A 22727-nucleotide genomic window follows, 5' to 3' on the forward strand; every position below is an offset into this window, starting at 1 on the left:
AATGGGAGTGAACATGGTAGGGCAGGTTGAGGGCAAGGTCGCGCTGGTGACAGGCGGCGCATCGGGCATCGGCGAGGCCGTCGTCGAGCTGTTCGCACGCGAGGGCGCAACCGTCATTGCCACCGACATTGACGAATTGCGAGGCCCCGAGCTCGCCAAGCGCATCACCAAGGCCGGCAGCAAGGCGATCTTTCTGGCGCAGGACGTCACCAGCGAGGAACGCTGGGTGGAGATCGTGGCAGACGTCGCGAAGCGCTACGGCCGGCTGGATATTCTCGTCTCCAATGCTGGCATCGGCATTGCCGTGGCTTCGATCGTCGACATGACGCTCGGTGACTGGCGCAAGCAGAACGCGATCAATCTCGACGGCGTGTTTCTCTCGGTCAAGCATTGCCTGCCGCTGATGCGCAAGACCGGCGGCGGCTCGGTCATCATGATGTCGTCTCTTGCGGGCCTGCGCGGTTCGCCCGGACTGTCGGCCTATTCGGCGACCAAGGGCGGCGTGCGGATGTTCGCAAAATCGATCGCGATGGAGTGCGCGGCCGCCGGCGACGGCATTCGGGTGAACTCGGTCCATCCCGGCATCATCGACACACCGATCTGGGGCAAGATCCCGACAGGCGCGACCGGCAACCAAGGCAATGCGCCGATCGACCCCGACGAGCGCGCCCGGGTCGTCACACCGCTCGGCCGCGCCGGTCAGGCCGCCGAGATCGCCAGTGGCGTGCTGTATCTGGCCTCCGATGCCTCGCGCTACGTCACCGGCAGCGAGCTCGTCATCGACGGCGGCATGAACGCGGGCGGCGTGCCGCGGCGGGCTTGAATCGGGCCGCGATGCGCGAAGGGCAGGGTGGCGCCCGCAGGGGCTGACGCGCAGGCGTCGCCCCTGTACAAGGCGGCCAGCTCTCGAACCGACAAAGGTTTCCTTCGCCATGGCGCACGGCCTTCACGCTTCCTCATCCGCGGCCGAACCCGTCCGCTCGAACCGGCCGGATCTCGCCACCGACGCAATCCGCACTGCGCGCGAGGACCTTGCAGCATGCTTTCGCATGGCCGCACGCAACGGTTTTGAAGAGGGCATCTGCAACCACTTCTCGGCCATCGTGCCGGGCCATGACGATCTCTTCCTGGTCAACCCGTACGGCTACGCCTTCCGCGAGATCACGGCGTCGAAGCTCCTGATCTGCGATTTCCACGGTAACGTGCTCGACGGAGACGGCGAGCCCGAGGCGACCGCGTTCTACATCCACGCCGAGATGCACAAGCGCCTGCCGCGCGCCAAGGTCGCGTTCCACACCCACATGCCCTACGCCACCGCGCTGTCGATGACCGAGGGCGATCCCCTGATCTGGGCCGGCCAGACCGCGCTCAAATTCTATGGCCGTACGGCGGTGGATCGCGACTACAACGGCCTCGCGCTCGACAACAGCGAAGGCGCGCGCATCGCCTCGGCCGTCGGCGATGCCGACATCGTCTTCATGAAGAATCACGGCGTGATGGTGCTGGCGCCCACTATCGCGGAGGCCTGGGATGACCTCTATTATCTCGAACGCGCCGCCGAGGTGCAGGTGTTGGCGATGTCGACGGGACGACAGGTGCTGCCGGTCGATCCTGCGATTGCCGCAGCAACCTACAAGCAGATGCGCGAGGGCGATTCTGAATCCGCGCGGCTGCATCTTGCGGCGATCCGCCGCCAGTTGGATGCCGAGGAGCCGCAATACCGGCACTGAGCTGCCTTACGACCCCTGCCGCAGCTTCGCCAGGACCTTCAGCCCACCGTAGCCATCCGCGGGCGCGATCCCGGCCTTCTGCTGAAAATCCTTGATCGCCTTCATCGTATCGTTGCCGACACGGCCGTCGGTGCCGCCGGTGTCGAAGCCGGCCTTGGTCAATCGCGTCTGCATCTCCTGCACCTCGGCGAGCGTGAGCGCGCGTTCGGAACCCGGGAAGGGCTGGATGAAGGGCGGCGCGCCGAGGCAGCGGTCGCCGAGATGGCAGATCGCCAGCGCATAGTTCATCGAGGGATTGTAGCTCTTCACTGAATAGAAATTCGGCCCCAGCAGGAACGTGGGCCCGCCTGCAACCGGCGTCCACAGCTGTGCCGAAGCATTCGATTGCGGAAACGGCTGACCATCGGCGCGCGTGACCCCGGCCGCCTGCCACGCAGCATAGGTCCGGTTGCCGCTCATATCGCCGGACGCTCGCACCTCGTAGCCCCAGTGCTCGCCACGGCGCCACTTGCCGCGATTGACGAGATACTTTGCGGTCGATCCCAGCGCGTCGTCGGGCCTGCCGAACGGCGACACCTTGCCGTCACCGTCATAGTCGATGCCGACATTGAGCCAGACTTCCGGCATCCATTGCGAATGGCCCATCGCGCCGGCCCAGGAGCCCTGCATCTCCTGCGGTGTGCTCCAGCCTTTGTCGACGATACGCAGCGCGTTGATCAGCTCGGTTTCCCAATAGGCTTTTCGGCGCGGCTCGTTCCAGGCGAGCGCGGCGAGCGAGGGAAACACTGGCGTCATGTGGTTCTGCTGCACCAGGGGATCGCCGTATGCGGACTCCACGCCCCACAGTGCCAGCAGCGTGCCGCGCTCGACGCCGAAATCACGCTCGATCCGCGCGAGCAACGCCTCGTTGTTCTTGAGCGCGATCTTGCCGTTGATGATGCGCCAGTCGGAGACGCGGCGGTTGATGTATTGCCAGACTTGCTCGTGGAATTCCGGCTGGTTGCGCATTTGCTTGAACACGCTCATGTCGGGCTCGACGCGCGCCATCGCGCGCTGCCACGTCGCGGCCGAAATGCCTTTTGCCATGGCACGCGCACGAAAACCTTCGCGCCATTCGTCGAAGCCGGGAGGCGTCGCGGCAAGGATACGCGTCGGGAATGCGAGCAGGGCAGCACCGCCAAGCGCGGACTCGAGCAGGGCGCGACGGGTGCGGTTGGCCGAGGAATCAGCTTGTTTCATGCAGACATTCTAGCGGGAAACCGAGCCTCTGTGAGTCGGCTCCTGAGGCGTGCAGTAAGCGCGGTTCCGGCCGCGAGCGGAGCAGCTTTCGGCCCGCCGTTCCCCGGAACAACTGTCGCACTCCCGCATTCCTCCCGGTCACGGCAATCGATTCGGGGTTGAATGAAGATACGCGCGCATGCGGAAAGCCATGTCGTTGAGCTGGACGACGGATCCCGGTGGCAGATATTTCCCGGTGATCTGGCGCTGACGCTGAACTGGAAGCCGGAAACCGACTTGCGCCTGGAGCGCAGCGAGGATCAGGTCAGTTCGCACGCGCTGGTGAATGCCTCCGATCACAGCCGCGTGCGCGTGATCGCAGAGAGTGAGAGCTGGCCGGACGGCGAGGTTAAGAATGCGTTGAAGGGCGGGTAGGGCGCCGTTCCCGCAATATCAATATCCCTACCGGCGGCTTCTCTGATGCCGATGGGGGCGACGGAGGCGGCGATTAGGCCTCGCCCGGGGGGCGAGCAGCACACGGGTCCCGCCTAGCTTTCCTGCAATTCGGCTGCGATGCCGGCGAGCCACCGCCGTATCGTGGTTTCCGCCTTGGTGTCCAGGCCTCTGGCGAGGCGTTTCTCCAGCTCCAGCACACGCTCCCGGCATGCCTTCAGTAGCGTCGCGCCGCGCGGCGTCAGTGTCCATTGCTGGATGCGGCCGTGGACGGGATGCGGCGTCATCACGATCGCGCCGTCGCGTTCGAGATTTCGAATGATCACGCCGACGGTCTGGGGCGTCAGGAAGGTGAGGCGGGCGACGTCGGCACCCGACAGACCGGGATAGGCGTTGAGCATGGTCAGCACGGCGAATTGCGGCGAGGTTACGCCGAGATCGGCGAGCGTTCGCTCCATCTTCAGCCGGACTGCTGCGTGGGCCTGGCGCAGCAGATAGCCGAGATAGCCTTGCTCGCCACGCTTGCCTTCGCCAGGGGCGGGCACGCGCGGCGCACCGTCGGCGGCCGGCCAGTCAGCGTCCTCCGGGGAAGGCGTCTTCCGCCGCGGTTGCGATCTCGTGATGTCAGCCGTCTTGCGCGCCATATGAGAACTCTTATAAGATATAAGTGCTCTTATAATAAGACGAGGTGAACGGCAATGGCGCACGCGCGCAGCGAATACGAAGATTTCAAGCGGCTCGCGCCCGATGCCTATGATCTGGTGCTGGCACTCGGCCAACTGGCGGCCAAGGCGGGCCTCGACAAGCAGCTCCTCGAACTGGTCAAGCTGCGCGCGTCGCAGATCAATGGTTGTGCCTTCTGCGTGCAGCATCACATCCTGCTCTCGGAGCGCATCGGCGTGCCCGTGGACAAGCTCAATCTGGTCGCAGTCTGGCGCGAGGCGCCCGTCTTCTCCGCACGCGAGCGCGCGGCTTTGGCTTGGGCGGAAGCGCTGACCTTTCTGCCTGACGGCGTCAGCGAAGAAGTCCACGCCGAAGCGAGCCGCGAATTTTCCGAGACAGAGCTGATGTACCTGACCTCGGCAATTGCCTCGATCAACGTCTGGAACCGTTTTGGTGCGGCGTACCGCTGGACACCTGCCAAGCGGCCAGTCGTGGCGAATGCCGTGGCATCCTGAGTACGGGGAGAGGAGATCGACATGACTACAATGATCCTGGCCGCCACGCCGCGGCAATTGACATCACGCATGACCTTGCTTGCCGTGGTCGGCGGGCTCGCTTGCGCACTTGCGATCGGCAAGGTGTTGCCGGTCGCGATGGACACGGTCTCCGATGTGCTGGCGCCGCTCTGCGCGAACGCTGCCGAGAGCTCGCCGCTCGATAAGGTCGAGCCGATCGGCTCCTACGCGCTGCCCAATGTGCCCGGCAAGCGCGTCACCATCGTGCGCGTGTTCTACGGTCCCGGCGGGTTTTCGCGGCCGCACCGTCACGCAGGCTCGGTGACGGCCTACATTACCAAGGGCGAGATCCGCTCCCAGCTTGGCGGTGGCCCGGTCGAGACGTTTGGGGTCGGCCAGTCCTTCTTCGAGCCGCCGGGCTCGACGCATCTGGTGTCGGCCAACGCCAGTGCCACAGAGCCTGCGGAATTGATCGCGGTGTTCGTGGCGGACGAGGGCGCGCAGCTGACGACGTTGTTGGAGTAGTTCGTGCAGACTAGAATCCCGGGTGAGCGAAGCGACACCCGGGAACAGTCTTAGCTGGTATCCTGCACCTCGCTTCGCTCACCCGAGTTATAGAACCAGCATGCCCCGCTATCCTCGGACGATATCTTTCGTCAGCCTCCGTAAGACGCTGGATCAGGGTTGTCGGATGGACTCTCAAAGGACTTCTTCATCGAGGCAGGCATCGGGACGTGGAAGTTCAGGCCGCGCGGCGGCACCGGCTCCATGAACCACCTGTTGTAGATCTTCTCGATCTCCGGGCTCTTGTAGAGCTTGGCGGTCGCCCGATCGACCACCGCCTTGAACGGTGCGTCGTCCTTGCGCAGCATGATGCCGTAAGGCTCCGGATCCGAAAAGGCGCCCGAGCTGATCGCGTAGATCGACGGATCCTTCGATGCGGCGATCATGGCCGCAAGCTGGATATCATCCATGACGAATGCCTGAGCGCGGTCGGTCTCGACCATCAGGAACGCCTCGGGGACGTCCTTGGCATTCATGACAGTGATGCCGAGCGAGCGTGCAGCGTTGGCCTTGTTGAGCTGGGTCAGGTTGGTCGAGCCCGAGACCGAGACGACGGCCTTGCCCTTGAGGTCGTCGACCTGGTCGAGCTTCAGCGCCTTCTTGGACACGAAGCGGCTTGCCGTAAGGAAGTGCGTGTTGGTGAAGGATACCTGCTTCTGGCGATCGGCGTTGTTGGTCGTCGAGCCGCATTCGAGATCGACGGTGCCGTTCGCCATCAGCGGGATGCGGCTGGACGAGGTGACGATGTTCTCATTGACCTCGAGCTTGTCCAGGTTGAGCTCGGCCTTGATCTCGTCGACGATCTTCATGCAGATGTCGATTGCATAGCCGACGATCTTCTGTTTGTCGTCGATGTAGCTGAAGGGTACGGCACTGTCGCGTATCCCGAGTGTGATCGCGCCAGTCTCCTTGATCTTCTTCAGCGTGCCGCTCAATTCCTGCGCATGAACCGGCGTGGCGCACGCGACGGCCAGAATGGCCGCCGTGGTGAGAAAACGCATGTGCTTCCCTTCATTTTGCTTCGATGCAACGCTTGCGAAGGCAAGAACGCGAACGTCCGCTGTCGAAGTCCCGTCGATCGCGGGTTCGAAATCAGCATGGACATCGGGGTTCGCCTTGCCAGCCGGCAGCCAAGCAATTCTGAGGCCAGAGGAGGCTAGGACGTGCAGTTGGTCCGGAATCTGGTCTTGGTCAGGCCTCGCCCGCTGAGGAGCCTGTCATCGAATTGTTATCGAGGCGCGCTGTGTGATGAGGCGCGAGCAGCCCCTCAATTCTCCTCGCCGCTCGATCCCTCGCGCAGGTCCGGCTTGAACACGTCCTCCGGCAGCGCATGTGCCACGGGCTGCGGGGCGCCTGCGATCTCCGGCCCGACCTCGCGGCCGCGGGCGCGGATCAGGCGCTCATAGGCGGAGACCAACGTGACGTAGGGGCTGACCCAGATCCAGCCGTCGCGGGTGAACAGCTGGACGTCGAAATGCAAATGCATGGAGGTGCCGGCGGGATGGTCGAGATAGTTCGAGACCACGCCGATCTTCTCACCCTCGGCGACGATGCGGCCGTTGAGCAGCCCATCGGCGTTCATCGCCTGCGGGTTCATGTGCATGTAGCGGAAGCGAATGTGCTCGGTGCGGCTGTTGACCTGGAGCGTCGCGGCCTGGTCCCTGGATCCGCGGATCACCATGGCGTCGCGCACGGCGACCACGCTACGTCGCTTGGGGTCGCAACGCTCGCCGCCTTCGCTCTGCGGCGGGCACTCAGCCGCGCGGATGTCCTCGCCCTGGTGGCCGTAACCGCCGCCGCATTGCCAGACCTCAAAACTGCGGGACTCGCAGAAATTGTCGCGCCAGGGATAGGCGGTCGTGCTCTCCATCTTGTCGCGCTTGGCATAGGATTGCGAGCGCACGAAAGCAGGCGCCTTTTCGAGGGGAAAGCGAATCTGGGCATAGGTCATTACATCGGGATGACCGCTCTTATTGCGGTAGCCGGTGTTCGGGATGATGTCGCCGCTCGGCCGGTAGATGAAATCTGCCGAACGCGCTGAGGGACGATCGATGACGTTGGAGGCAACGTCCGTCAGCGGCCGCATACGCTGGCCGCCGGCGACGCGGAGCGCCCTCAGGAAACGCTCGGCGACAGGATAGGCTTCCTTGCAGGCGAGCCGGCGCGGCTTCGCCACGCTGTCGAGGCATTGGATCGACACCACATAGGCGACGCCGAAGCGGGTGAAGGCGTAGCGCACATAGCCTTCGCGGATGAATCTGCGCAGGTCCGGATAGAGCGTGGCGAGCGGTTTGACAGGCTCGCCCTTGCCGCCGCTGGGATCAGCGATGTCGTAGATCAGCGCTGAGCCCGTGATCTGCACCTCGACCGGCCTTGCGAACACGCGTGTCGGCATGCCGTCGCCAGCGCCAGGCTCCAACGAAAAGCTCGCGCTGTAGCCGGCGGGGCCGGCGTCGAACAAGTCGACGGGATTGAAATCGGCCTGGTAGCGCGACAGTGCGAGCGTCGCCGGCGCGCCGCTGCGCTGCGCCTCGAGGTAAGCGGCGGCGTCGAACGGCAGCAGCACGGGAACAGAGCTGCGCGCAATGCCGGTGAAGAATTGTGAGGAGATCGCGTTGAGCTGCACCAGCGCCGGCATCGCGCGCGGATCGTAGCGCGGCACCGAGCGGCGGGGCACGAAGATGAAATCGCCGGCAATCTGGGGGCGGCTGTTGATCTCGGCGCGGAGCTGGTCGAGCGCTGCGCGCCAATCGACGCGCAAGGCCGTAAGCGAGGGGCTGCGGAATTCGTCCGCGGCAAGCGGGGCTGTGACGAGGAGCGAAAGCAACGCCAGAAGCTGCGAGACGAAGCGGAAACCCGTCCTACCCACTGTCTCGCCCCCCGGCGCTACCTGTCCTGATCCCTCGATCCCTTTCCTAGTCCTTGGCACGCTCGGAGTAGGAGCCGTCTTCGGTCATCACCACGATACGGGTGCCGACTGCGATGTGCGGCGGCACCGTGGTGCGCACGCCGTTGGAGAGAATCGCGGGCTTGTAGGAGGAGGAGGCGGTCTGGCCCTTGGTTACGGGCTCGGTCTCGACCACTTCCAGCGTCACGCGCTGTGGCAACGCGATCGATACCACGTTGACGTCGTGCGTCGACAGCTTGACCGTCATGCTCTCCTGGAGATAGGCGGCCGAGTCGCCGATGACGTCCTTGGACACCTGGACCTGATCATAGGTTTCCGGGTTCATGAAGTGGTAGCCGTCACCATCTTCATAGAGGAAGGTGAAGTTGCGCTCTTCGATCGTGGCCTTCTCGACCTGGTCGGTGGTCTTGTAGCGCTCGGAGATCTTTACCCCGTCCGAGATTCGGCGCATTTCGATCTGGCTGACCGGGGTGCCCTTGCCGGGATGGATGTTCTCGGCGGTCACGACGACATATAGCTTGCCGTCTTGCTCGATCACGTTGCCCTTGCGAATAGAACTGGCGATGACTTTCAAAGCGACATTTCCTGCTTACTTGGCCCGGCACCGGCCAGGACGTGGTCAAATTGATGGGGGACCTGGGGCCTCAAATCAGACCTCGGCGCCCGTTTCGGGCCGCAACATACGCATTTTGTCGTTGAATGCCAGCATTTTGCTGGCCTGCGGGGCGGTCGCTTAATGGCTGGGGACAAGCCGATTTCGCCGTTCTGGTCCCCCTTGCGGCACCTGGACCGGCGGCCGTTCCTCAGGGCAAGGGGGGCCATCACCGGAGCTCTACGGGGCTTTTTCGCCGAACAGGGCTTCGTCGAGGTCGAAACCTCCGTGCTCCAGGTCTCCCCCGGCAATGAGACCCATCTGCACGCCCCGCGGACCGAGATCATGCGACCGGACGGCACCCGTACCACCCGCTATTTGCGGACATCGCCCGAATTTGCCTGCAAGAAGCTGCTGGCGGCCGGCGAGCCCCGAATCTTCGAGTTTGCCCGAGTGTTCCGCGACCGCGAGCGGGGCGATTTACATCTGCCCGAATTCACCATGCTGGAGTGGTACCGGGCCGGCGCGCCCTACGACGCGATCATGGCCGATTGCGTCGTCGTGATCGCCCGCGCGGCGGAGGCGACCGGGATCGGGCAGTTCTCCTTCCGCGGCCGGACCGCCGACCCCTTCGCCGAACCGGAGCTTTTGACGGTCGCCGGTGCCTTCGAGCGGTTCGCGGGGATTGACCTGCTGGCGACCATCTCTGGCGGCGAGGGCGACCGTGTGGCGCTCGCCGCCGCGGCCGCCGGCAGGGTCCGCGTCGTCGAGGACGACACCTGGTCAGACATCTTCAGCAAGGTCCTGGTCGAGCATGTCGAACCGCAGTTGGGGCAGGGGCGTTTGACCATCCTGTTCGAATACCCATCTCCAGAGGCAGCATTGGCACGTGCGAAGGCTGACGATCCGCGGATCGCCGAGCGGTTCGAGGTCTACGCCTGCGGCGTCGAGCTTGCCAACGGCTTTGGTGAATTGACCGATGCCGAGGAGCAGCGCCGGCGCTTCCTGGAGTCGATGGCCGAGAAGCAGCGTCGCTACGGCGAGGCCTATCCGCTGGACGAGGATTTTCTGGCCGCGGTCGCCGCAATGCCGGAGGCGAGCGGCGTCGCGCTCGGCTTCGACCGGCTGGTGATGCTGGCAAGCGGCGCGTTACGGATTGATCAGGTGGTGTGGACGCCGCCTGTGGGTGAGGCATGATGAAGACGAACCTTGCACGCACGTTGCGCGAGCCGGCTGAGCTGGTGAGCGAGGGACTCGCGCCTGTGGCGGCGCTGCCCGCGCTCGAGCGCGTCGCCGCGCGCTATGCGGTTGCGATCACGCCGGCGCTGGTCGAGCTGATCGACGCTTCGGATCCCGACGATCCGATCGCGCGGCAGTTTGTTCCAAGCGCCGCCGAGCTGGAGGTACAGCCCGGCGAGAACGCCGATCCGATCGGCGACCACCCGCATTCGCCGGTCCCCGGCATCGTGCATCGCTATCCCGATCGGGTGCTGTTCAAGCTCGTTCACGTCTGCGCGGTCTATTGCCGTTTCTGCTTCCGCCGCGAGATGGTCGGTCCCGGCAAGGAGAACGCACTCTCGGACAGCGCGTATCGCGCGGCGATCGACTACATCCGCGCGCACAGCGAGATCTGGGAGGTGATCCTGACCGGCGGCGATCCCCTGATGCTGTCGCCGCGACGTATGAGCGAGATTATGGCCGAACTCGCGGGGATCGATCACGTCAAGATCATCCGCCTTCACACCCGTGTGCCCGTAGCCGACCCCGCGCGCATCAGCGACGAGATGGTCGCGGCGCTGAAGGTCGAGGGCGCGACCACCTGGGTTGCGCTGCATGCCAACCATGCGCGAGAGCTGACGGGCCGGGCTCGCGCCGCCTGCGCGCGGCTGGTCGATGCCGGGATCCCGATGGTAAGCCAATCCGTGCTTTTGCGCGGCGTTAACGACGACGTCACCGCTCTGTCGGATTTGATGCGAGCTTTCGTCGAATGCCGAATCAAGCCCTATTACCTGCATCACGGCGATCTCGCGCCGGGCACCGCGCATCTGCGCACGACGCTGGCGCAAGGGCAGGACTTGATGCGGCAGCTGCGCGGACGGACGTCGGGACTGTGCCAGCCTGACTATGTCATCGACATTCCCGGCGGTGCCGGCAAATCGCCGGTGGGTCCGAATTACGTGTTGGCGGCGCAAAATACCGCACCGGATGCGCGTGATGCGGCATCGGAAACGCGCTATCGTATCGTGGACTATTGCGGCGACGTTCATCTCTATCCGCCCGAGACCTGAGCGGTCGTGATAGAGAGCCGGCTTGAGGAATGGAGGAACGAAATGAAGAAGATCATTGTGGCCGCATCGCTCGTGGTCTTGCTCGGCGGCGCAGCGGTCGCGCAGACCGGCACCAAGGGGTCGACATCTGGCGGCGCCACGTCCGGATCGCTGCCGTCGGCGCCGGTCGGTCATCGCCAGCCGCGGGCCGGCGACGTACCGAACGAGAAGAATCTGAGCGACCCGAACAATCCCGTGAACAAGGAAGACGCGGCGCTCGACAAGAAGATCAAGAGCATCTGCCGCGGCTGCTAGGCCTCGGCACCGGCGGGCAGGGCGCGACAGCATCGCCCCGCCCGCGCTTGCCTGGCTTAGGCTGACCGCTCGTGCAGCCCGGCGCGCTTGGTGTTGCGCCGGATCTCGACCGCGTCGGCGAGCTGCTCGAGCACGGTTGCCGTGGTCGCCCAGTCGATGCAGCCGTCGGTGATGCTCTGGCCGTAGGTGAGCGGCTTGCCCGGCATGACGTCCTGGCGGCCGGCGACGAGATTACTCTCGATCATCACGCCCATGATGCGGTTCTCGCCACCGGAAATCTGGCCGGCGATGTCGGCTGTGACCAGCGGCTGGTTCTCCGGCTTCTTGCTTGAATTGGCGTGGCTCGCATCCACCATCACAAGCGGTGAGACGCCTGACTTGGCGAGCTCGTTGCAAGCCGCCGCGACGCTTTCCGCGTCGTAGTTCGGCTTGTTGCCGCCGCGCAGGATGATGTGGCAGTCCTCGTTGCCCGCAGTCGAGGCGATTGCCGAGCGGCCGCGCTTGGTCACCGCCATGAAATGATGCGGATGCGAAGCCGACTTCACCGCGTCCGCCGCGATACGCACATTGCCGTCGGTGCCGTTCTTGAAACCGACCGGGCAGGACAGCCCTGAGGCCAGTTCGCGATGGATCTGGCTCTCGGTCGTGCGCGCGCCGATCGCGGCCCAGGACACGAGGTCCGCAATATATTGCGGCGTCGTCATGTCGAGGAATTCGGTGCCGGCCGGCAGGCCGAGATTGTTGACTGCGGACAGCACGTTTCGCGCAAGCCGCAGGCCTTTGTTGATATCGAAGCTGCCGTCGAGATCGGGGTCGTTGATCAGACCCTTCCAGCCGACCGTGGTGCGTGGCTTCTCAAAATAGACCCGCATCACGATTTCGAGCTGGTCGGCGAGATCTTCGCGCAAGCTCGCGAGGCGCTCGGCGTATTCGAGTGCGGCCTTGGGATCATGCACCGAGCAGGGGCCGACCACGACCAGAAGCCGGTCGTCCTGGCCATTGAGGATCGCATGAACGGCGTTGCGCGCCGCCATCACCACGCGCGTCGCGGTGAGCGTGCGCGGGACTTCCCGCATCACCTCTTCCGGCGTGTTCAGCTCTTTCAGTTCGCGGATACGAAGATCGTCGGTCGTGCTCAGCACGGCGGGCTCCTGTCTGTCTTGAGAACCTGCCGGCCAATAAAAAAGCCGCCAGGTCTGGCGGCTTGTTCGGACGTTTGCTGCAATGTGTCAGATTGAGCGCGATCCTCCCGCCGCCAGCGAGCTGTCGTAGCTAAAGTACCAAAAATAGCTGGTGACGAGGGTGATCATGGGTGGGTCTATAGCGCAGCGGTCGGGGGTTGTCACCCCCGAATCGCCTGGGGAAGCGATGAGGCGGCTCAGGTGTTGCTGTTGCGTGCCGCCAGCGCCATGCCGATCAGGGTGGCGCCGCCGAACACGAGGTTAATACCGACGAGGACGCCGATCGCCCATTCCGCCGAGCTCGGCAGCCCCGTGATCACCAAGAACGAGATCGCGATGTCGACGAGGCCCGAGATCAGCAGCCACGACCAGCGGCCGCTCGGCTCGCGGCGATGCTCCAGCGCGTACATGATGGTGGCGACGCCCTCGGCGAGGAAATAGGCGCCGAGCACGATGGTCAGCGTCAGCACGGCCTGCATCGGCCGCGCCAGCAGCAGCATGCCGGCGAGCACGGCCAGCGCGGCCGAGATCAGCGACCACCAGAAGCCCGGCGTGCTGCGGGCCCAGTAGGTCACGATCAGCCCGCCGATGCCGCTGATCAGGAACATCCAACCGAGGAAGATCGCGATCGCAAGGCTCGCAAGCGGCGGCAGGATCAGCGCGGCGACGCCGAGAACGGCGAGCAGGATGCCCTCGAACAGAAAAGCCTTCCAGTGCGCCTTGACCGTCTGGCTCATGGCGGATTGCAGCCGTGAAAGATCCTCGGGCGATGTCATGGTGGCCTCTCGCAGTAGTAGATGTGGCTCAATCTAGTATGCGCGCACCGCGCTTGCCATCCCGCGGCTCAGCCGCCGCCGGGCACCGAGGAAAAACCTTCCGCGCTGGTGCGGATTCGGTTGCGGCCGAGAATGTAGATCGCACTTGTGACAACCAGAAGTGCGATGCCGAGCAGGATCGAGGTGAGGCCGATCGGGATCAGGGCCAGCGTCAGGTTGCGCTCGGGGTTGATGAGCCAGTGGTGAATCGAGGTCAGCACGAAGGCGAGGCCGAGGAAGCCGATGCCGCCGCCGGAGAGCAGCAGCGCCCACATCCGGCGCAACTGGCTCAGCCGTTCGCGCGCCACCTTGGTTCGGGGCGCGTGATGGCGCGCGACGCGCCGGACCAGGCGCATGGCGAAGGCGATCGAGCTGAAGCCGATCAGCAGGCTCGCGGCGCCCAGCCACATCCGGAGCGTCGGATCCAGATCCGGCATCTGCTGAAGCGTGAGCAGCGGGAAGTCGAAGGCCGAATGCAGGGCGAGCGGGCCCGCCAGCATCAGGAGGCGGCTGGAGAGACGGGCCCAGTCGCGATGATGGCGGTTCGCGCCCAGCGCCGTGCCGGCGCGCGCGATCGTGAGATAGGCGCCCGCAATGATGCCGAGCGCGCCGTGGAACGGCACCGTCAGCACGCTGCGCAAGGCCGCCAGCGAGCGCCACATCTCGGCATGCTGCACGAGATAGGCGAGGTTCTCGTAGGCCGCGAAGCCGAGGCCGACGGCGGCGCCGTAGACCACGGTGTCCATTGGATTGGCGAAAGTGCGCCGCTTGGTCGAGGAGACCAGCACGATGGCGATCACCTTCACGGCTTCCTCGGGCAGGGCGACGCCGAACACCGAATGCATGGCCAGCGCCGCCCAGGGATTGTCGGGGGCTGCGACCATCTTGGCAAAAGGGGCGCGTGCGAGGCCCAGCAGCGAAATGCTGGCCGCGCCGAGCAGGAACGCGGTCCAGACCTGGGCTGGCGGTCCCGGGCGTTCTTCTGCGGCAATGACAAGCCACAGCATCAGAAGCGCCGGCGCGATGGCGGCGGTTCCGATGACGGTGGGCAGTGCTTCAATCAGGTACATCGGCGTCGAAAATAGGTCTCCTTGACCGGCTTATCTACTTCCACCGATGCGACCATGTGTCATGCACTTGCTGTCCCGTCGCTTAACAAGCGCGACAGCTTCCGCTCATCCGCGCCGTCACCGAGAAGAATAGAAGCGCAATCAATTGCATGACTGGACCTGTTCGTCGTCAATGGCAACGATCGCGCCGCCGGTGCGGATCGCGATTGGTTAGTTGGATCAAGGAAATGCAAAGATTTCTTCGATTCACGATGCACATAGCCGGACGGCGAGTCCAGAGGCGGCTTACGCGAAATGACTGTTGTGGCAGCTTCAGTGGGTTCTGAAGGGCGGCCGCGCGTCGGGCGCAACGTCGAAAGCGCCGAGATGGAATTCCTCGCCGGTCGCGTCATCCGGCGACGGCTGCTGCGCGAGCAGCGTGAACGCCGCCTGCGGATATTGCTTCCAGATATCGAGATCGCCGGCGGTGATGGTGAGCCAGCCGAACGTGTATATGTAGCGTCCGGGCTCGGTGACCCGGCCGACCCTGTCCCAGGTGATCTTGTCGACTGCCATTCGGTCCCCCGATCGCAAGTCTGCAAATAAAGGCCGGCACGCGGCGCGGACCTTCAAAAGCTGATCCCGCAATGGGGCCGCGATAGGGCGGCGGTGCGGAGGCAAAACGGCCGGGGGACGGCCGCTGCCTGCCGGTCAGCGCGCGGTCGAGGCGGTCTGCGCCCGCGCTTCGGACGTCCGCTCCAGCTGACGGTGCGAGGCATGGAAGACGTCGTGGACGAGGCCGACCTTCTCGAGGCCCAGGATGATCAGGCCGTTGAGATCGATCTCCCACCAGGCATGCGAGATATAGGCGTCCCGCGGGAAGCGGTGATGGTTGTTGTGCAGACCCTCGCCGAAGGTGAGGATCGTGGTCACGAACTCGTTGGTCGAGGCGTCGTCGACCTCGAAGCGGCGATAACCGTAGGCGTGGCATACCGAGCCGGTGAGCTGGCTGACGAGGATCAGCAGATAGGCGCGGAACAGGCCGGAGAACAATACGCAGCCGATCATCGTATGAAGGCCGCCGAAAGCGTAACCGAATACGCCCGGGATGAAGACGGCCGACATCACGTACCAGACCCAGCGCGTCCGGACGAAGAACATCGCGATCGGATCGGCAAGAATGTCCTTGGCGTAGTATTCGTTGTCAGTGGTCGCCTGGTCGAACACCCAGCTGCCCTGGGCGTGCAAGAAGCCCTTGAGCGCGCTAACATAGCGGTTGCCGAAGCCGTCATATTGCGGGCTGTGAGGATCGCCGGCATCGTCGGCGTAGAGATGGTGGCGGCGGTGGTTGGCGACCCATTTGGCGATCGAGCCTTGCACCGCCATCTGGGCGATGACGCAGAAGAACGTTCGCATGACCGGGCCGCAGCGGAAGCTGCGATGAACGAACAGGCGATGCATGCCGGCGCCGATGCCGAACGTGGTCAGCGCGAACATGCCAACGAAGACCGCGATCTCTACCTTGCCGAGGCCTTGCGTGACGGCCCAGGTGATGCCAGCGACTGCGCCGACATAGAGGATGCCGAGGAGGAGGTAGCTCTCGCGCAGCTTGGCCTCGACGAGCGGTCCTTCGGTGACGACCCCGGGTGGCAGTTGCGGCTTGGCCGCGGCGAGCCCGTTCTCGGCGATCTCTGCCTGGACGAACTCTGCGTCAGCGATGGACATTCCAGTACTTCCAATACTCAAGGCCCGCAGTGATTGCGGACGTACTGGCTCACACCCTATCGCGTGGGGATGGCGACCTCCAGCATTTAGTTAAAAAAGAGTTAAAGTTTGCCCGGAGGGTCCTCAGGCCGGCTGCGGCACGGCCGAGCGGACGATCAGGCGGGCGAGGTCGTCCCGCTGCTGTTTTTCGGCGAATTTCACCGCAAACCCGTCGGCGAATTTCCGGATGACGCGTCCCACGCAGGCACCGACCGCGAGCGGCGTTCCGATCTGGGGGTCGAATTCGCAGGACACCGCGGCGCCTGCGGTGGAGACGTCGATAATGAAGCAGGGATGGGTACCGCCGTCGGCGAACGTCAGGGACGTATGCGAGACCTGCGGCACGAACCGCGCGTCACGCCGCAGCTCCTCGACGCTGGCGTCCTTCTGCTTCTTTTCGAGCCAGGTCAGCTTTTCCGACATCCAGGCGCGCCGCGCCCGTGTCATGTCGAGTTCCATCAGGAAGCCCGTCTTCAGCGTCGCACTGATGGTGCACTCGAACTCGCCGAAATCCTGGAAGTAGGACGTCACGCGCTCGCCGACCTTGCCGACGACCGGCACGTCCACGATCATGCGGAACGGCGAGACGCGCTTGGTGCGGCAGGCGAAGGTTCGCAGCTTGCCCTCGCAATCGTACCAGCGATGCAGCGAATAGCTGCCGCTCACGTTGACGTCCACTGCACGCTGCCTGAGGAATTCTGCGACGGACATGAACGCCAATCGTGTTGTGGATTGTTTTCCGTATTTCCACGGTAGCAATCAAATTCTAAGCAAATGATACCGGCACTCAGGAGAAGGGGTAAATTTCCGGTAAATGCGAGGGGCGGTAATAAACCGGTGGCATGTGCGTCAGCGCAGCGAAGGAGTGGCTTGAACGCCTCCGAGCCCATTCGTGATCATTGAAGTTGAATAGTCGGCAAGAGCCAGCAGGCCGAGACCGACCAGCATCTGGATCGCCGTCCAGCCCAGGCTGTTCGGCCCAATCCGCAGTCCGACCCATGGCAAGATGCGCCGCATGATGGCGGCCGAGACGGCTGCGGCGGCGGCAATCATGAGAGCGACGCCGGCAATAAACGACAGCGACGCGGTCGGCGGCATCCACAGCGACAGCCACGCCGGTGCGGCGTCTCTCCATAGGCCAGCAGAGCATCCCCCATCCGAAGAAGAAGGCGAAACATCTGATGACATCAGGGCCGATCGTGTCGGGCTCGAACCGGATGCCGAATTTCCGAAGCATCCATTCGACGAACTCACCGTCGGTGAAGAACAAGAAGGCGCCGAGACAAAGGGGAAAGCGCGACTGGAAGACGAGCCCGATAAGTCCGAACAGGACCATGTGACTGATGAAGCCGCTCAGATAGTCCCCGGCGCCTTTGCGGGAGGGCTCCAGTGCCGCCGGTGAGTCTGCGGCCTGGTGGTCGCGAAGAGCCCGGCTGCGCGCCATGTGCTCCAGCATCCTGGCGCCTCGCTCCGGCAGATGCCGTGTCGTGTGGCGCAGCCAGGGCGGCAGCGCAGGCGGGGGAGAGGGAACGCCGGATTGGTCTTCCGAGGCGGATCTGCGCAGCTCCATAGGTCCGGCCCGGTCCTTCACTCGGTTGACGCCGCGGCGACTGCCACGATCTTGGGCCGCGCGCTTGGTGGTTCCGATCGGAGGTTTGTCGGACGTAAGGGGCCGGGAGGTTCACGGCTTCGAGCGGACTTTTCGCCGCTCAGCGTCCTGCTCAATGCGTTGATGATCAGGCACGACATCAATGGACCGATTTGGTCGATGACGGTGGAGTGCTTTGCAACGCTGGTGATCATTCTGGCGTTTGTCGGCGCTTTGGCCCGCGATCGCTTGCGGCGGTGATCGCAGCCCTGTTCGCGCTCTCGTTCGCCGGTCCCTATGCGCCACGCCGATGGCGTGGCTGTCGTGACGGTTCATCGAGATGCCGTTCATCGCCATCGGCAAACGGTACCGTGTTGCGCACGCGATCTCGGGCAAGACAGTGCTGGGGAGTAGCCGGACAGGCATCACCGCAGCCGCGATGCTGGCGCTCCCTAGCGAAGGGCGATAATCGAGCGAAATCAACCGCTCGGTTGCAGAGGGCTATCAACCCTCCAGCTGGAACTTATCGCAACATCAGGTGTTCTTGCCGTGAATGAGCAGCGCCGTCGCCCCGGCGCAAGCCAAGCGTCGTGGCCGAGGCGCTGAATTGTGCTGCTGGGAGGGATGCTCATGAGACTCACTCTTTCGGTGATCAAGGCTGACATTGGGTCCGTCGGCGGGCATACGAAACCGTCTTCGCGCATGATGGCAGCTGTCGAGGGCGAGGCCGCGAAAGCGATCTGCAATGGTCTTTTGATCGACGCCTTCATCTGCCACACCGGCGATGACATCGCGATCATCATGACGCACACGCGGGGCGAAGGCAGTTCCGAGGTCCATCAATTCGCCTGGAAGGCGTTTCTCGCCGCCACTGCGGTCGCGAAGACTTCCGGGCTCTACGGCGCCGGCCAGGATCTTCTCGCAGACGCACCGTCCGGAAACATTCGCGGTTCCGGCCCGGGCGTCGCCGAACTCAGCTTCGACCACAGCCTGTCGGGAGCGAGACCGGCGGAGTCCTTCATGGTGTTCGCCGCCGACAAATGCGGGCCGGGCGCCTATAATCTGCCAATCTACCTCGCCTTCGCCGATCCCATGTATTGCGCCGGGCTGATGCTGCCCCCGATGATCAAGGGTTTCCGTTTCCACGTCATCGACATGGACCATACGGGAGGCGACAGCGTGATCGAACTCGACGCTCCCGCGGACAGCTACCACATTGCCGCGCTGCTGCGCGACAACGAGCGCTTCGGCATCGATCGCATCGTTTCTCAAACATATGGCGAAGTCGCCGCCGCCGTGTCGGCGCAGCGTCTTCACGCGATTGCGGGCAAGTACACTGGCAAGGATGATCCGGTCGCTATCATCAGGAACCAGGGAATTTTCCCCGCGCCCGAGGAAATCATCTCTCCCTTCGCCAAGGCGCACTTCGTAGGCGGCGATGCGCGCGGCTCGCACGTCATGCCGCTCATGCCCGTGCCGCTCAATACACCGGTGACTGGCATGTACTGCCTGCCGATCGTTTCCTGCGCTGGCTTTTCGATCGACAAGGAAGGCCGCTTTGCCGAGTCCTATACCGATTTCTTCGACAACCTGGCATGGGACGAGGTGCGCCGGCGCGCACAAAGCAAGGCGATCGAGATGCGCAGCCAAGGCTGGTCCGGCGCTGCGATGCTGCCCTATTCCGAGCTGGAGTATGGCGGCTTCCGCGACACCGTGTCCGCACTGCTGAAGCGTTTTCAGCTGCGCGAGGAGCGCAAGCCGGAAGCGGCCGAGTAGAGAACGCTGCGCCAGGCCGGCAGCAGTGAGAATCGTTGAGTTGCGGCGACAGCGCATTTAATCGAAAGCATGATTGCACTGCGGCGTCATGCGAAGTCTGCGTGCGAAACGCCAATGGCGTGACGCAGGCACTATTGCGATGCTAATCCTGGGAGGTGAGCATGGCGAAAAAACGCATCGGCGTTCTCACGGGCGGCGGCGATGTCCCCGGCCTCAACTCTATCATCAAGACCGTGACTTATCGCGGCAGCGAGGACAACATCGAGGTCGTCGGTCTCCGCCGGGGTTGGGAGGGCCTCACTCACTTGAACCTCGACGACCCCGCCAGCAAATCGCACTACCTCATCCCGCTCAATCGAGAAAACACGCGCATCATCGACCGACGCGGCGGCACCGTGCTGCACTCGAGCCGCACCAATCCCTCAAACGTGAAAAAGCTGCCCGATCATCTCGCGGGCCGGGACCTTCCAGTCTCGGAGAGTACCAAGGGCGGCATCGCAACCAAGTCCTGGGACCTCACCGGCCAGGTACTAGCGAACCTATCGGGGCTCGGCATCGAACACCTGATCGCCATCGGCGGCGACGACACGCTCAGCTATGCGGACAAGCTCAACGGATTAGGCGTCAAGATCATCGCCATTCCGAAGACGATGGACAACGACGTCCGCAACACCGAGTACTGCATCGGCTTCTCGACCGCGATCACCCGCGCCAGCGATGCCATCCAGCGGCAGCGTACCACAGTCGGCTCACACGAGCGCGTTGGCATTTTCCGCGTCTTTGGCCGCGACGCCGGATTTACGGCACTCTATACCGCATACGCGACCTCGATCCGATGCGTGATACCGGAGTACAAGGTCAATCTCGACAAGCTGATCCAGTTGCTGCTCGAGGAGAAGCGCGCCAACCCAAGCAACTACGCGCTGATCGTGCTGAGCGAAGGCGCCGAGTGGGAGGGCTACAAGGCCCAGGAATACGGCGAACCTGACGCCTACGGTCACCGCAAGAAGGCGAGCGTGGCCGAAGCGCTTGCCGACGAGATCAAGCGGCGCGCCGGCGAGGAGACCATCGTCTCTGATCTCACCTACGATCTACGATCGGGCGACCCTGATTTCATCGACAAGCTCGTCGCCCTGACTTTCGGTAACATGGCCTACGATGCCATCTTGGAAGGCAAGACCGGCCTCATGTCGGCGCTGGTCGAGGGCCGCTACGACCTCGTGCCCATCCCTGATGCCAGGCTCGGACCGCGCATGTTGGACGTCGCCAGCACATACAACACCGAGCGCTACCGTCCTCTTTATTCCAACAAGCGGGGGCTGCCGATCTTTCTCAACCGCGCGTCTTAGGGTGGTTGCTCGAGAACACGGTATCCAGGGGTTCAATGCGCCGTGACGGGCTCCCGTCAGACCCGGTTTGCCAAATCACGCAAAACGCGGAAGCAAACCAAAGCCATTCCGCGATGCTGGCGCTCCCTAGCGGAATCGAACCGCTCTCTCCACCGTGAAAGGGTGGCGTCCTAACCGATAGACGAAGGGAGCAAACGCAACGCCCCGCCGCTTTTGGCGGCACGGCCGTGGGCCGCAGGAGTCGTGCCCGGCGGCCGCGGCGGGCGAACGTATAGTGGCCTTTGGGGCCGTGGGCAAGCCGTTCGGGAACGGTCTTTTGACCCGGTGGACAGCCCCGACCCCGGGATCATTCGGGGGTGATTTCAACCGTTTCTTAGGGTTCCCTGAGATAGCGCTGGAGGGGGAGAATTTCAGCCATGCCACTGCCCAAGAAGCGCGCAGACCGCAAATTGCTGTCGCGGCATGCCTGGATCACGCTGGACGGCGGATTCGCGGCGCGGCATTGCCTGGTCCAGGACATCTCCAGCTCCGGCGCGAAGATCACGCTGGACGAAGACGCAAGCCAGCTTCCCGGCGTGATCCGGATGGCGTTCTCGCGCGATGCGCGCACCGGGCGGAGCTGCCAGGTGGTCTGGCGCCGCGGCAAATCGGCCGGCATCAAGTTCCTCTAAGATCTGCCTGCGCGACCCGGATGGCGCGCGGCCCGGGTCCGGGCTAGAACGCGAGGGATGCGCGCAATCGTCCTCATCCTCACCTGCTTCGCAACGACATCCGCAGCAGCGGCCGAGAGCCTGCGCCTTCCCGCCGCCGAGCGGCCGCAGGCCGGCAAGACCTTGCCACTGAAGGGCGCGACCGGCAGGGCAAAGGTGAATTCCTGTGCGTCCTATGGCCCGCGCTTCATGATGGTCGAGGGCACCGGCACCTGCGTGAAGATCGGCGGCTCGATCAGCATCGACGCCACCGTCCGGCGCTGAGGCCGCATGTCGCCGGATCTGCTGCGGCTCGACCTCCTCGTTCCCTTGCTGGTGTATTGCGCGCTGCTGTGGTGGGTCGGCCGCGGCCTGAGCTGGACCGCGTGGCTTGCCACCGCGGTCGTGACCATCGTGCTGATCGTCGGCGTGCTGCTGGTCGAGCGCGGCTGGCGCTAGCGGTCCCAAAACAAAAAACGCGAAAACAACCCCATGCACAGTAGCCGTCAAGTGTTGCCATGACGCCGGACGCGCGCGGCAGAATGGCGATTCAGCGCGATGTCATCGTGCCTTAAGCCGCGTCACCGGCTCACGACATCGGCGGTGCGACATGCTGTGCAAAACCGGGCCGTTTGCCGAGTTCGGCGAGCCAGCGCGTCAGATGCGGCTGCGCCGGCCGGCTGATGCCCTCGACCCCGAGCCAGCGCCGCGCATAGGCGCCGACCGCGATGTCGGCGAGCGTGAACTGGTCGCCCTCCATGAAGCGGCGCACGGCGAGCAGGCGATCGGCGATCGCCCAGACCTCGGCGGCCGCATCGGCATCCCTCTGCACCTGGATCATGTCGCGCTCGCTAGGTGCCGTGCGCACGATGCCCCAGAACACCGGGCGGTCGACCGGCTGCACGCTCGACAGCGTCCAGTCGAGCCAGCGGTCGACGCCAGCGCGGCTCTTCGGCGCCTCCGGATAGATCGGCGTGCCGCGGCCATGCGCGAGGCAGAGATAGCGCAGAATCGAATTGGATTCCCACAGCACGTAGTCGCCCTCGACCAGCGTCGGGATCCGCGCATTCGGATTCATCGCGAGATAGTCGGCCTCGCGGGTCTTGCCGTACTGCATGCCGGCGTCGATGCGCTCATAGGGCAAAGCGAGCTCAGTGAGGCACCACAGCACCTTCTGCACGTTGACCGAGTTGGCGCGGCCCCAGATCGTCAGCTGTGTGTCCGGCACGTTTCTTCTCCCGCAACATTAGGCTTGGCGCGGGTGATAGCGGAATTCGCCAGCCTGAGCGAC

General features: G+C 64.2%; 27 protein-coding genes and 1 tRNA gene. 14 read left to right on the forward strand and 14 right to left on the reverse strand.

Annotated elements, in window-relative coordinates; all coding sequences use genetic code 11:
• The first annotated feature begins 13 nt into the window (after positions 1-13).
• Entirely contained in the window at positions 14-823 is an 810-nt protein-coding gene (locus IVB18_RS24350) for a glucose 1-dehydrogenase (protein ID WP_247991443.1), read from the forward strand.
• A gap of 109 nt (positions 824-932) precedes the next feature.
• Positions 933-1730, forward strand: coding sequence for an aldolase (locus tag IVB18_RS24355; protein ID WP_247991444.1), 798 nt, complete (start codon positions 933-935; stop codon positions 1728-1730).
• Positions 1731-1736: 6 nt separating this feature from the next.
• On the opposite strand, the gene IVB18_RS24360 is transcribed toward IVB18_RS24355, so the two are convergent.
• The gene (locus tag IVB18_RS24360; RefSeq protein ID WP_247991445.1) at positions 1737-2969 is read right to left on the reverse strand and encodes a lytic murein transglycosylase; all 1233 of its coding nucleotides are present in this window, start codon (positions 2967-2969) and stop codon (positions 1737-1739) included.
• Positions 2970-3131: 162 nt separating this feature from the next.
• Here IVB18_RS24360 and IVB18_RS24365 point away from each other — a divergent pair, with 162 nt between their 5' ends.
• Entirely contained in the window at positions 3132-3383 is a 252-nt protein-coding gene (locus tag IVB18_RS24365; protein ID WP_247991446.1) for a hypothetical protein, read from the forward strand.
• Positions 3384-3496: 113 nt separating this feature from the next.
• Here IVB18_RS24365 and IVB18_RS24370 read toward each other — a convergent pair whose 3' ends face one another.
• Complete coding sequence (locus IVB18_RS24370; RefSeq protein WP_247991447.1) at positions 3497-4045, reverse strand: MarR family transcriptional regulator; 549 nt, start codon at positions 4043-4045, stop codon at positions 3497-3499.
• Positions 4046-4099: 54 nt separating this feature from the next.
• On the opposite strand from IVB18_RS24370, the gene IVB18_RS24375 reads away from it, so the two are divergent.
• Both IVB18_RS24375 and IVB18_RS24380 read left to right on the forward strand, forming a co-directional pair.
• Positions 4100-4579: a carboxymuconolactone decarboxylase family protein gene (locus tag IVB18_RS24375; RefSeq protein WP_247991448.1), complete on the forward strand. Its 480-nt coding sequence runs from the start codon at positions 4100-4102 to the stop codon at positions 4577-4579.
• 21 nt (positions 4580-4600) lie between these two features.
• A complete protein-coding gene (locus IVB18_RS24380; RefSeq protein WP_247991449.1) occupies positions 4601-5104 on the forward strand; it encodes a cupin domain-containing protein in 504 nt (167 codons plus the stop codon).
• A 131-nt stretch (positions 5105-5235) separates the two neighbouring features.
• Here IVB18_RS24380 and IVB18_RS24385 read toward each other — a convergent pair whose 3' ends face one another.
• From IVB18_RS24385 to efp, 3 genes are all read right to left on the reverse strand, one after another.
• Positions 5236-6144 carry an amino acid ABC transporter substrate-binding protein gene (locus IVB18_RS24385; protein WP_247991450.1) on the reverse strand — a complete coding sequence of 303 codons (909 nt, stop codon included), beginning with the start codon at positions 6142-6144 and terminating at the stop codon, positions 5236-5238.
• 266 nt (positions 6145-6410) lie between these two features.
• Complete coding sequence (locus tag IVB18_RS24390) at positions 6411-8012, reverse strand: M23 family peptidase (protein WP_247991451.1); 1602 nt, start codon at positions 8010-8012, stop codon at positions 6411-6413.
• A 46-nt stretch (positions 8013-8058) separates the two neighbouring features.
• The gene (gene efp / locus IVB18_RS24395) at positions 8059-8625 is read right to left on the reverse strand and encodes an elongation factor P (protein WP_247991452.1); all 567 of its coding nucleotides are present in this window, start codon (positions 8623-8625) and stop codon (positions 8059-8061) included.
• A gap of 162 nt (positions 8626-8787) precedes the next feature.
• Here efp and epmA point away from each other — a divergent pair, with 162 nt between their 5' ends.
• From epmA to IVB18_RS24410, 3 genes are read left to right on the forward strand one after another with little or no spacing between them, the layout of a single operon-like run.
• Positions 8788-9840: an EF-P lysine aminoacylase EpmA gene (gene epmA, locus IVB18_RS24400; protein ID WP_247991453.1), complete on the forward strand. Its 1053-nt coding sequence runs from the start codon at positions 8788-8790 to the stop codon at positions 9838-9840.
• Complete coding sequence (locus IVB18_RS24405; protein ID WP_247991454.1) at positions 9837-10931, forward strand: lysine-2,3-aminomutase-like protein; 1095 nt, start codon at positions 9837-9839, stop codon at positions 10929-10931. The genes epmA and IVB18_RS24405 overlap by 4 nt, the downstream gene beginning before the upstream one ends.
• Positions 10932-10973: 42 nt before the next feature.
• Entirely contained in the window at positions 10974-11225 is a 252-nt protein-coding gene (locus IVB18_RS24410; protein ID WP_247991455.1) for a hypothetical protein, read from the forward strand.
• Between the two features lie 56 nt (positions 11226-11281).
• Here the strand turns inward: IVB18_RS24410 and IVB18_RS24415 are convergent, their stop codons facing one another.
• The 7 genes from IVB18_RS24415 to IVB18_RS24445 form a co-directional block, all read right to left on the reverse strand.
• A complete protein-coding gene (locus IVB18_RS24415) occupies positions 11282-12367 on the reverse strand; it encodes a 3-deoxy-7-phosphoheptulonate synthase (protein WP_256477068.1) in 1086 nt (361 codons plus the stop codon).
• A 236-nt stretch (positions 12368-12603) separates the two neighbouring features.
• A complete protein-coding gene (locus IVB18_RS24420) occupies positions 12604-13182 on the reverse strand; it encodes an HdeD family acid-resistance protein (RefSeq protein ID WP_247991456.1) in 579 nt (192 codons plus the stop codon).
• A gap of 68 nt (positions 13183-13250) precedes the next feature.
• Positions 13251-14291 carry a PrsW family glutamic-type intramembrane protease gene (locus tag IVB18_RS24425; protein WP_247991457.1) on the reverse strand — a complete coding sequence of 347 codons (1041 nt, stop codon included), beginning with the start codon at positions 14289-14291 and terminating at the stop codon, positions 13251-13253.
• 312 nt (positions 14292-14603) lie between these two features.
• Entirely contained in the window at positions 14604-14846 is a 243-nt protein-coding gene (locus IVB18_RS24430) for a hypothetical protein (protein ID WP_247991458.1), read from the reverse strand.
• A 135-nt stretch (positions 14847-14981) separates the two neighbouring features.
• On the reverse strand, positions 14982-15995 hold the full coding sequence (locus IVB18_RS24435; protein ID WP_247991459.1) for an acyl-CoA desaturase: 1014 nt from the start codon (positions 15993-15995) through the stop codon (positions 14982-14984).
• A 123-nt stretch (positions 15996-16118) separates the two neighbouring features.
• Positions 16119-16745, reverse strand: a complete 627-nt coding sequence (locus IVB18_RS24440; RefSeq protein ID WP_247991460.1) for a PilZ domain-containing protein — start codon at positions 16743-16745, stop codon at positions 16119-16121.
• Between the two features lie 138 nt (positions 16746-16883).
• Positions 16884-17087: a hypothetical protein gene (locus IVB18_RS24445; protein WP_247991461.1), complete on the reverse strand. Its 204-nt coding sequence runs from the start codon at positions 17085-17087 to the stop codon at positions 16884-16886.
• Between IVB18_RS24445 and IVB18_RS24450 the strand changes: the two genes are divergently transcribed.
• The 3 genes from IVB18_RS24450 to IVB18_RS24460 all read left to right on the forward strand — a co-directional run bounded on the left by IVB18_RS24450 (position 17086) and on the right by IVB18_RS24460 (position 20747).
• A complete protein-coding gene (locus tag IVB18_RS24450) occupies positions 17086-17436 on the forward strand; it encodes a hypothetical protein (protein ID WP_247991462.1) in 351 nt (116 codons plus the stop codon). The genes IVB18_RS24445 and IVB18_RS24450 overlap by 2 nt on opposite strands.
• A gap of 816 nt (positions 17437-18252) precedes the next feature.
• On the forward strand, positions 18253-19398 hold the full coding sequence (locus IVB18_RS24455) for a fructose-1,6-bisphosphatase (protein ID WP_247991463.1): 1146 nt from the start codon (positions 18253-18255) through the stop codon (positions 19396-19398).
• A 161-nt stretch (positions 19399-19559) separates the two neighbouring features.
• Positions 19560-20747, forward strand: coding sequence for a 6-phosphofructokinase (locus tag IVB18_RS24460; protein WP_247991464.1), 1188 nt, complete (start codon positions 19560-19562; stop codon positions 20745-20747).
• Between the two features lie 117 nt (positions 20748-20864).
• Here the strand turns inward: IVB18_RS24460 and IVB18_RS24465 are convergent.
• A tRNA-Glu gene (locus IVB18_RS24465) sits at positions 20865-20939 on the reverse strand.
• A 224-nt stretch (positions 20940-21163) separates the two neighbouring features.
• On the opposite strand from IVB18_RS24465, the gene IVB18_RS24470 reads away from it, so the two are divergent.
• The 3 genes from IVB18_RS24470 to IVB18_RS24480 are packed head-to-tail and all read left to right on the forward strand — an operon-like array spanning position 21164 to position 21895.
• Positions 21164-21418 (forward strand): PilZ domain-containing protein, encoded by a 255-nt coding sequence (locus IVB18_RS24470; protein WP_247991465.1) that lies wholly within the window; start codon positions 21164-21166, stop codon positions 21416-21418.
• Between the two features lie 57 nt (positions 21419-21475).
• A complete protein-coding gene (locus tag IVB18_RS24475; protein WP_247991466.1) occupies positions 21476-21721 on the forward strand; it encodes a hypothetical protein in 246 nt (81 codons plus the stop codon).
• Between the two features lie 6 nt (positions 21722-21727).
• A complete protein-coding gene (locus IVB18_RS24480; protein ID WP_247991467.1) occupies positions 21728-21895 on the forward strand; it encodes a hypothetical protein in 168 nt (55 codons plus the stop codon).
• 130 nt (positions 21896-22025) lie between these two features.
• On the opposite strand, the gene IVB18_RS24485 is transcribed toward IVB18_RS24480, so the two are convergent.
• Entirely contained in the window at positions 22026-22664 is a 639-nt protein-coding gene (locus IVB18_RS24485) for a glutathione S-transferase (RefSeq protein ID WP_247991468.1), read from the reverse strand.
• Positions 22665-22727: the final 63 nt, after the last annotated feature.

It is taken from the genome of Bradyrhizobium sp. 186, from assembly GCF_023101685.1.
Classification (GTDB): domain Bacteria; phylum Pseudomonadota; class Alphaproteobacteria; order Rhizobiales; family Xanthobacteraceae; genus Bradyrhizobium.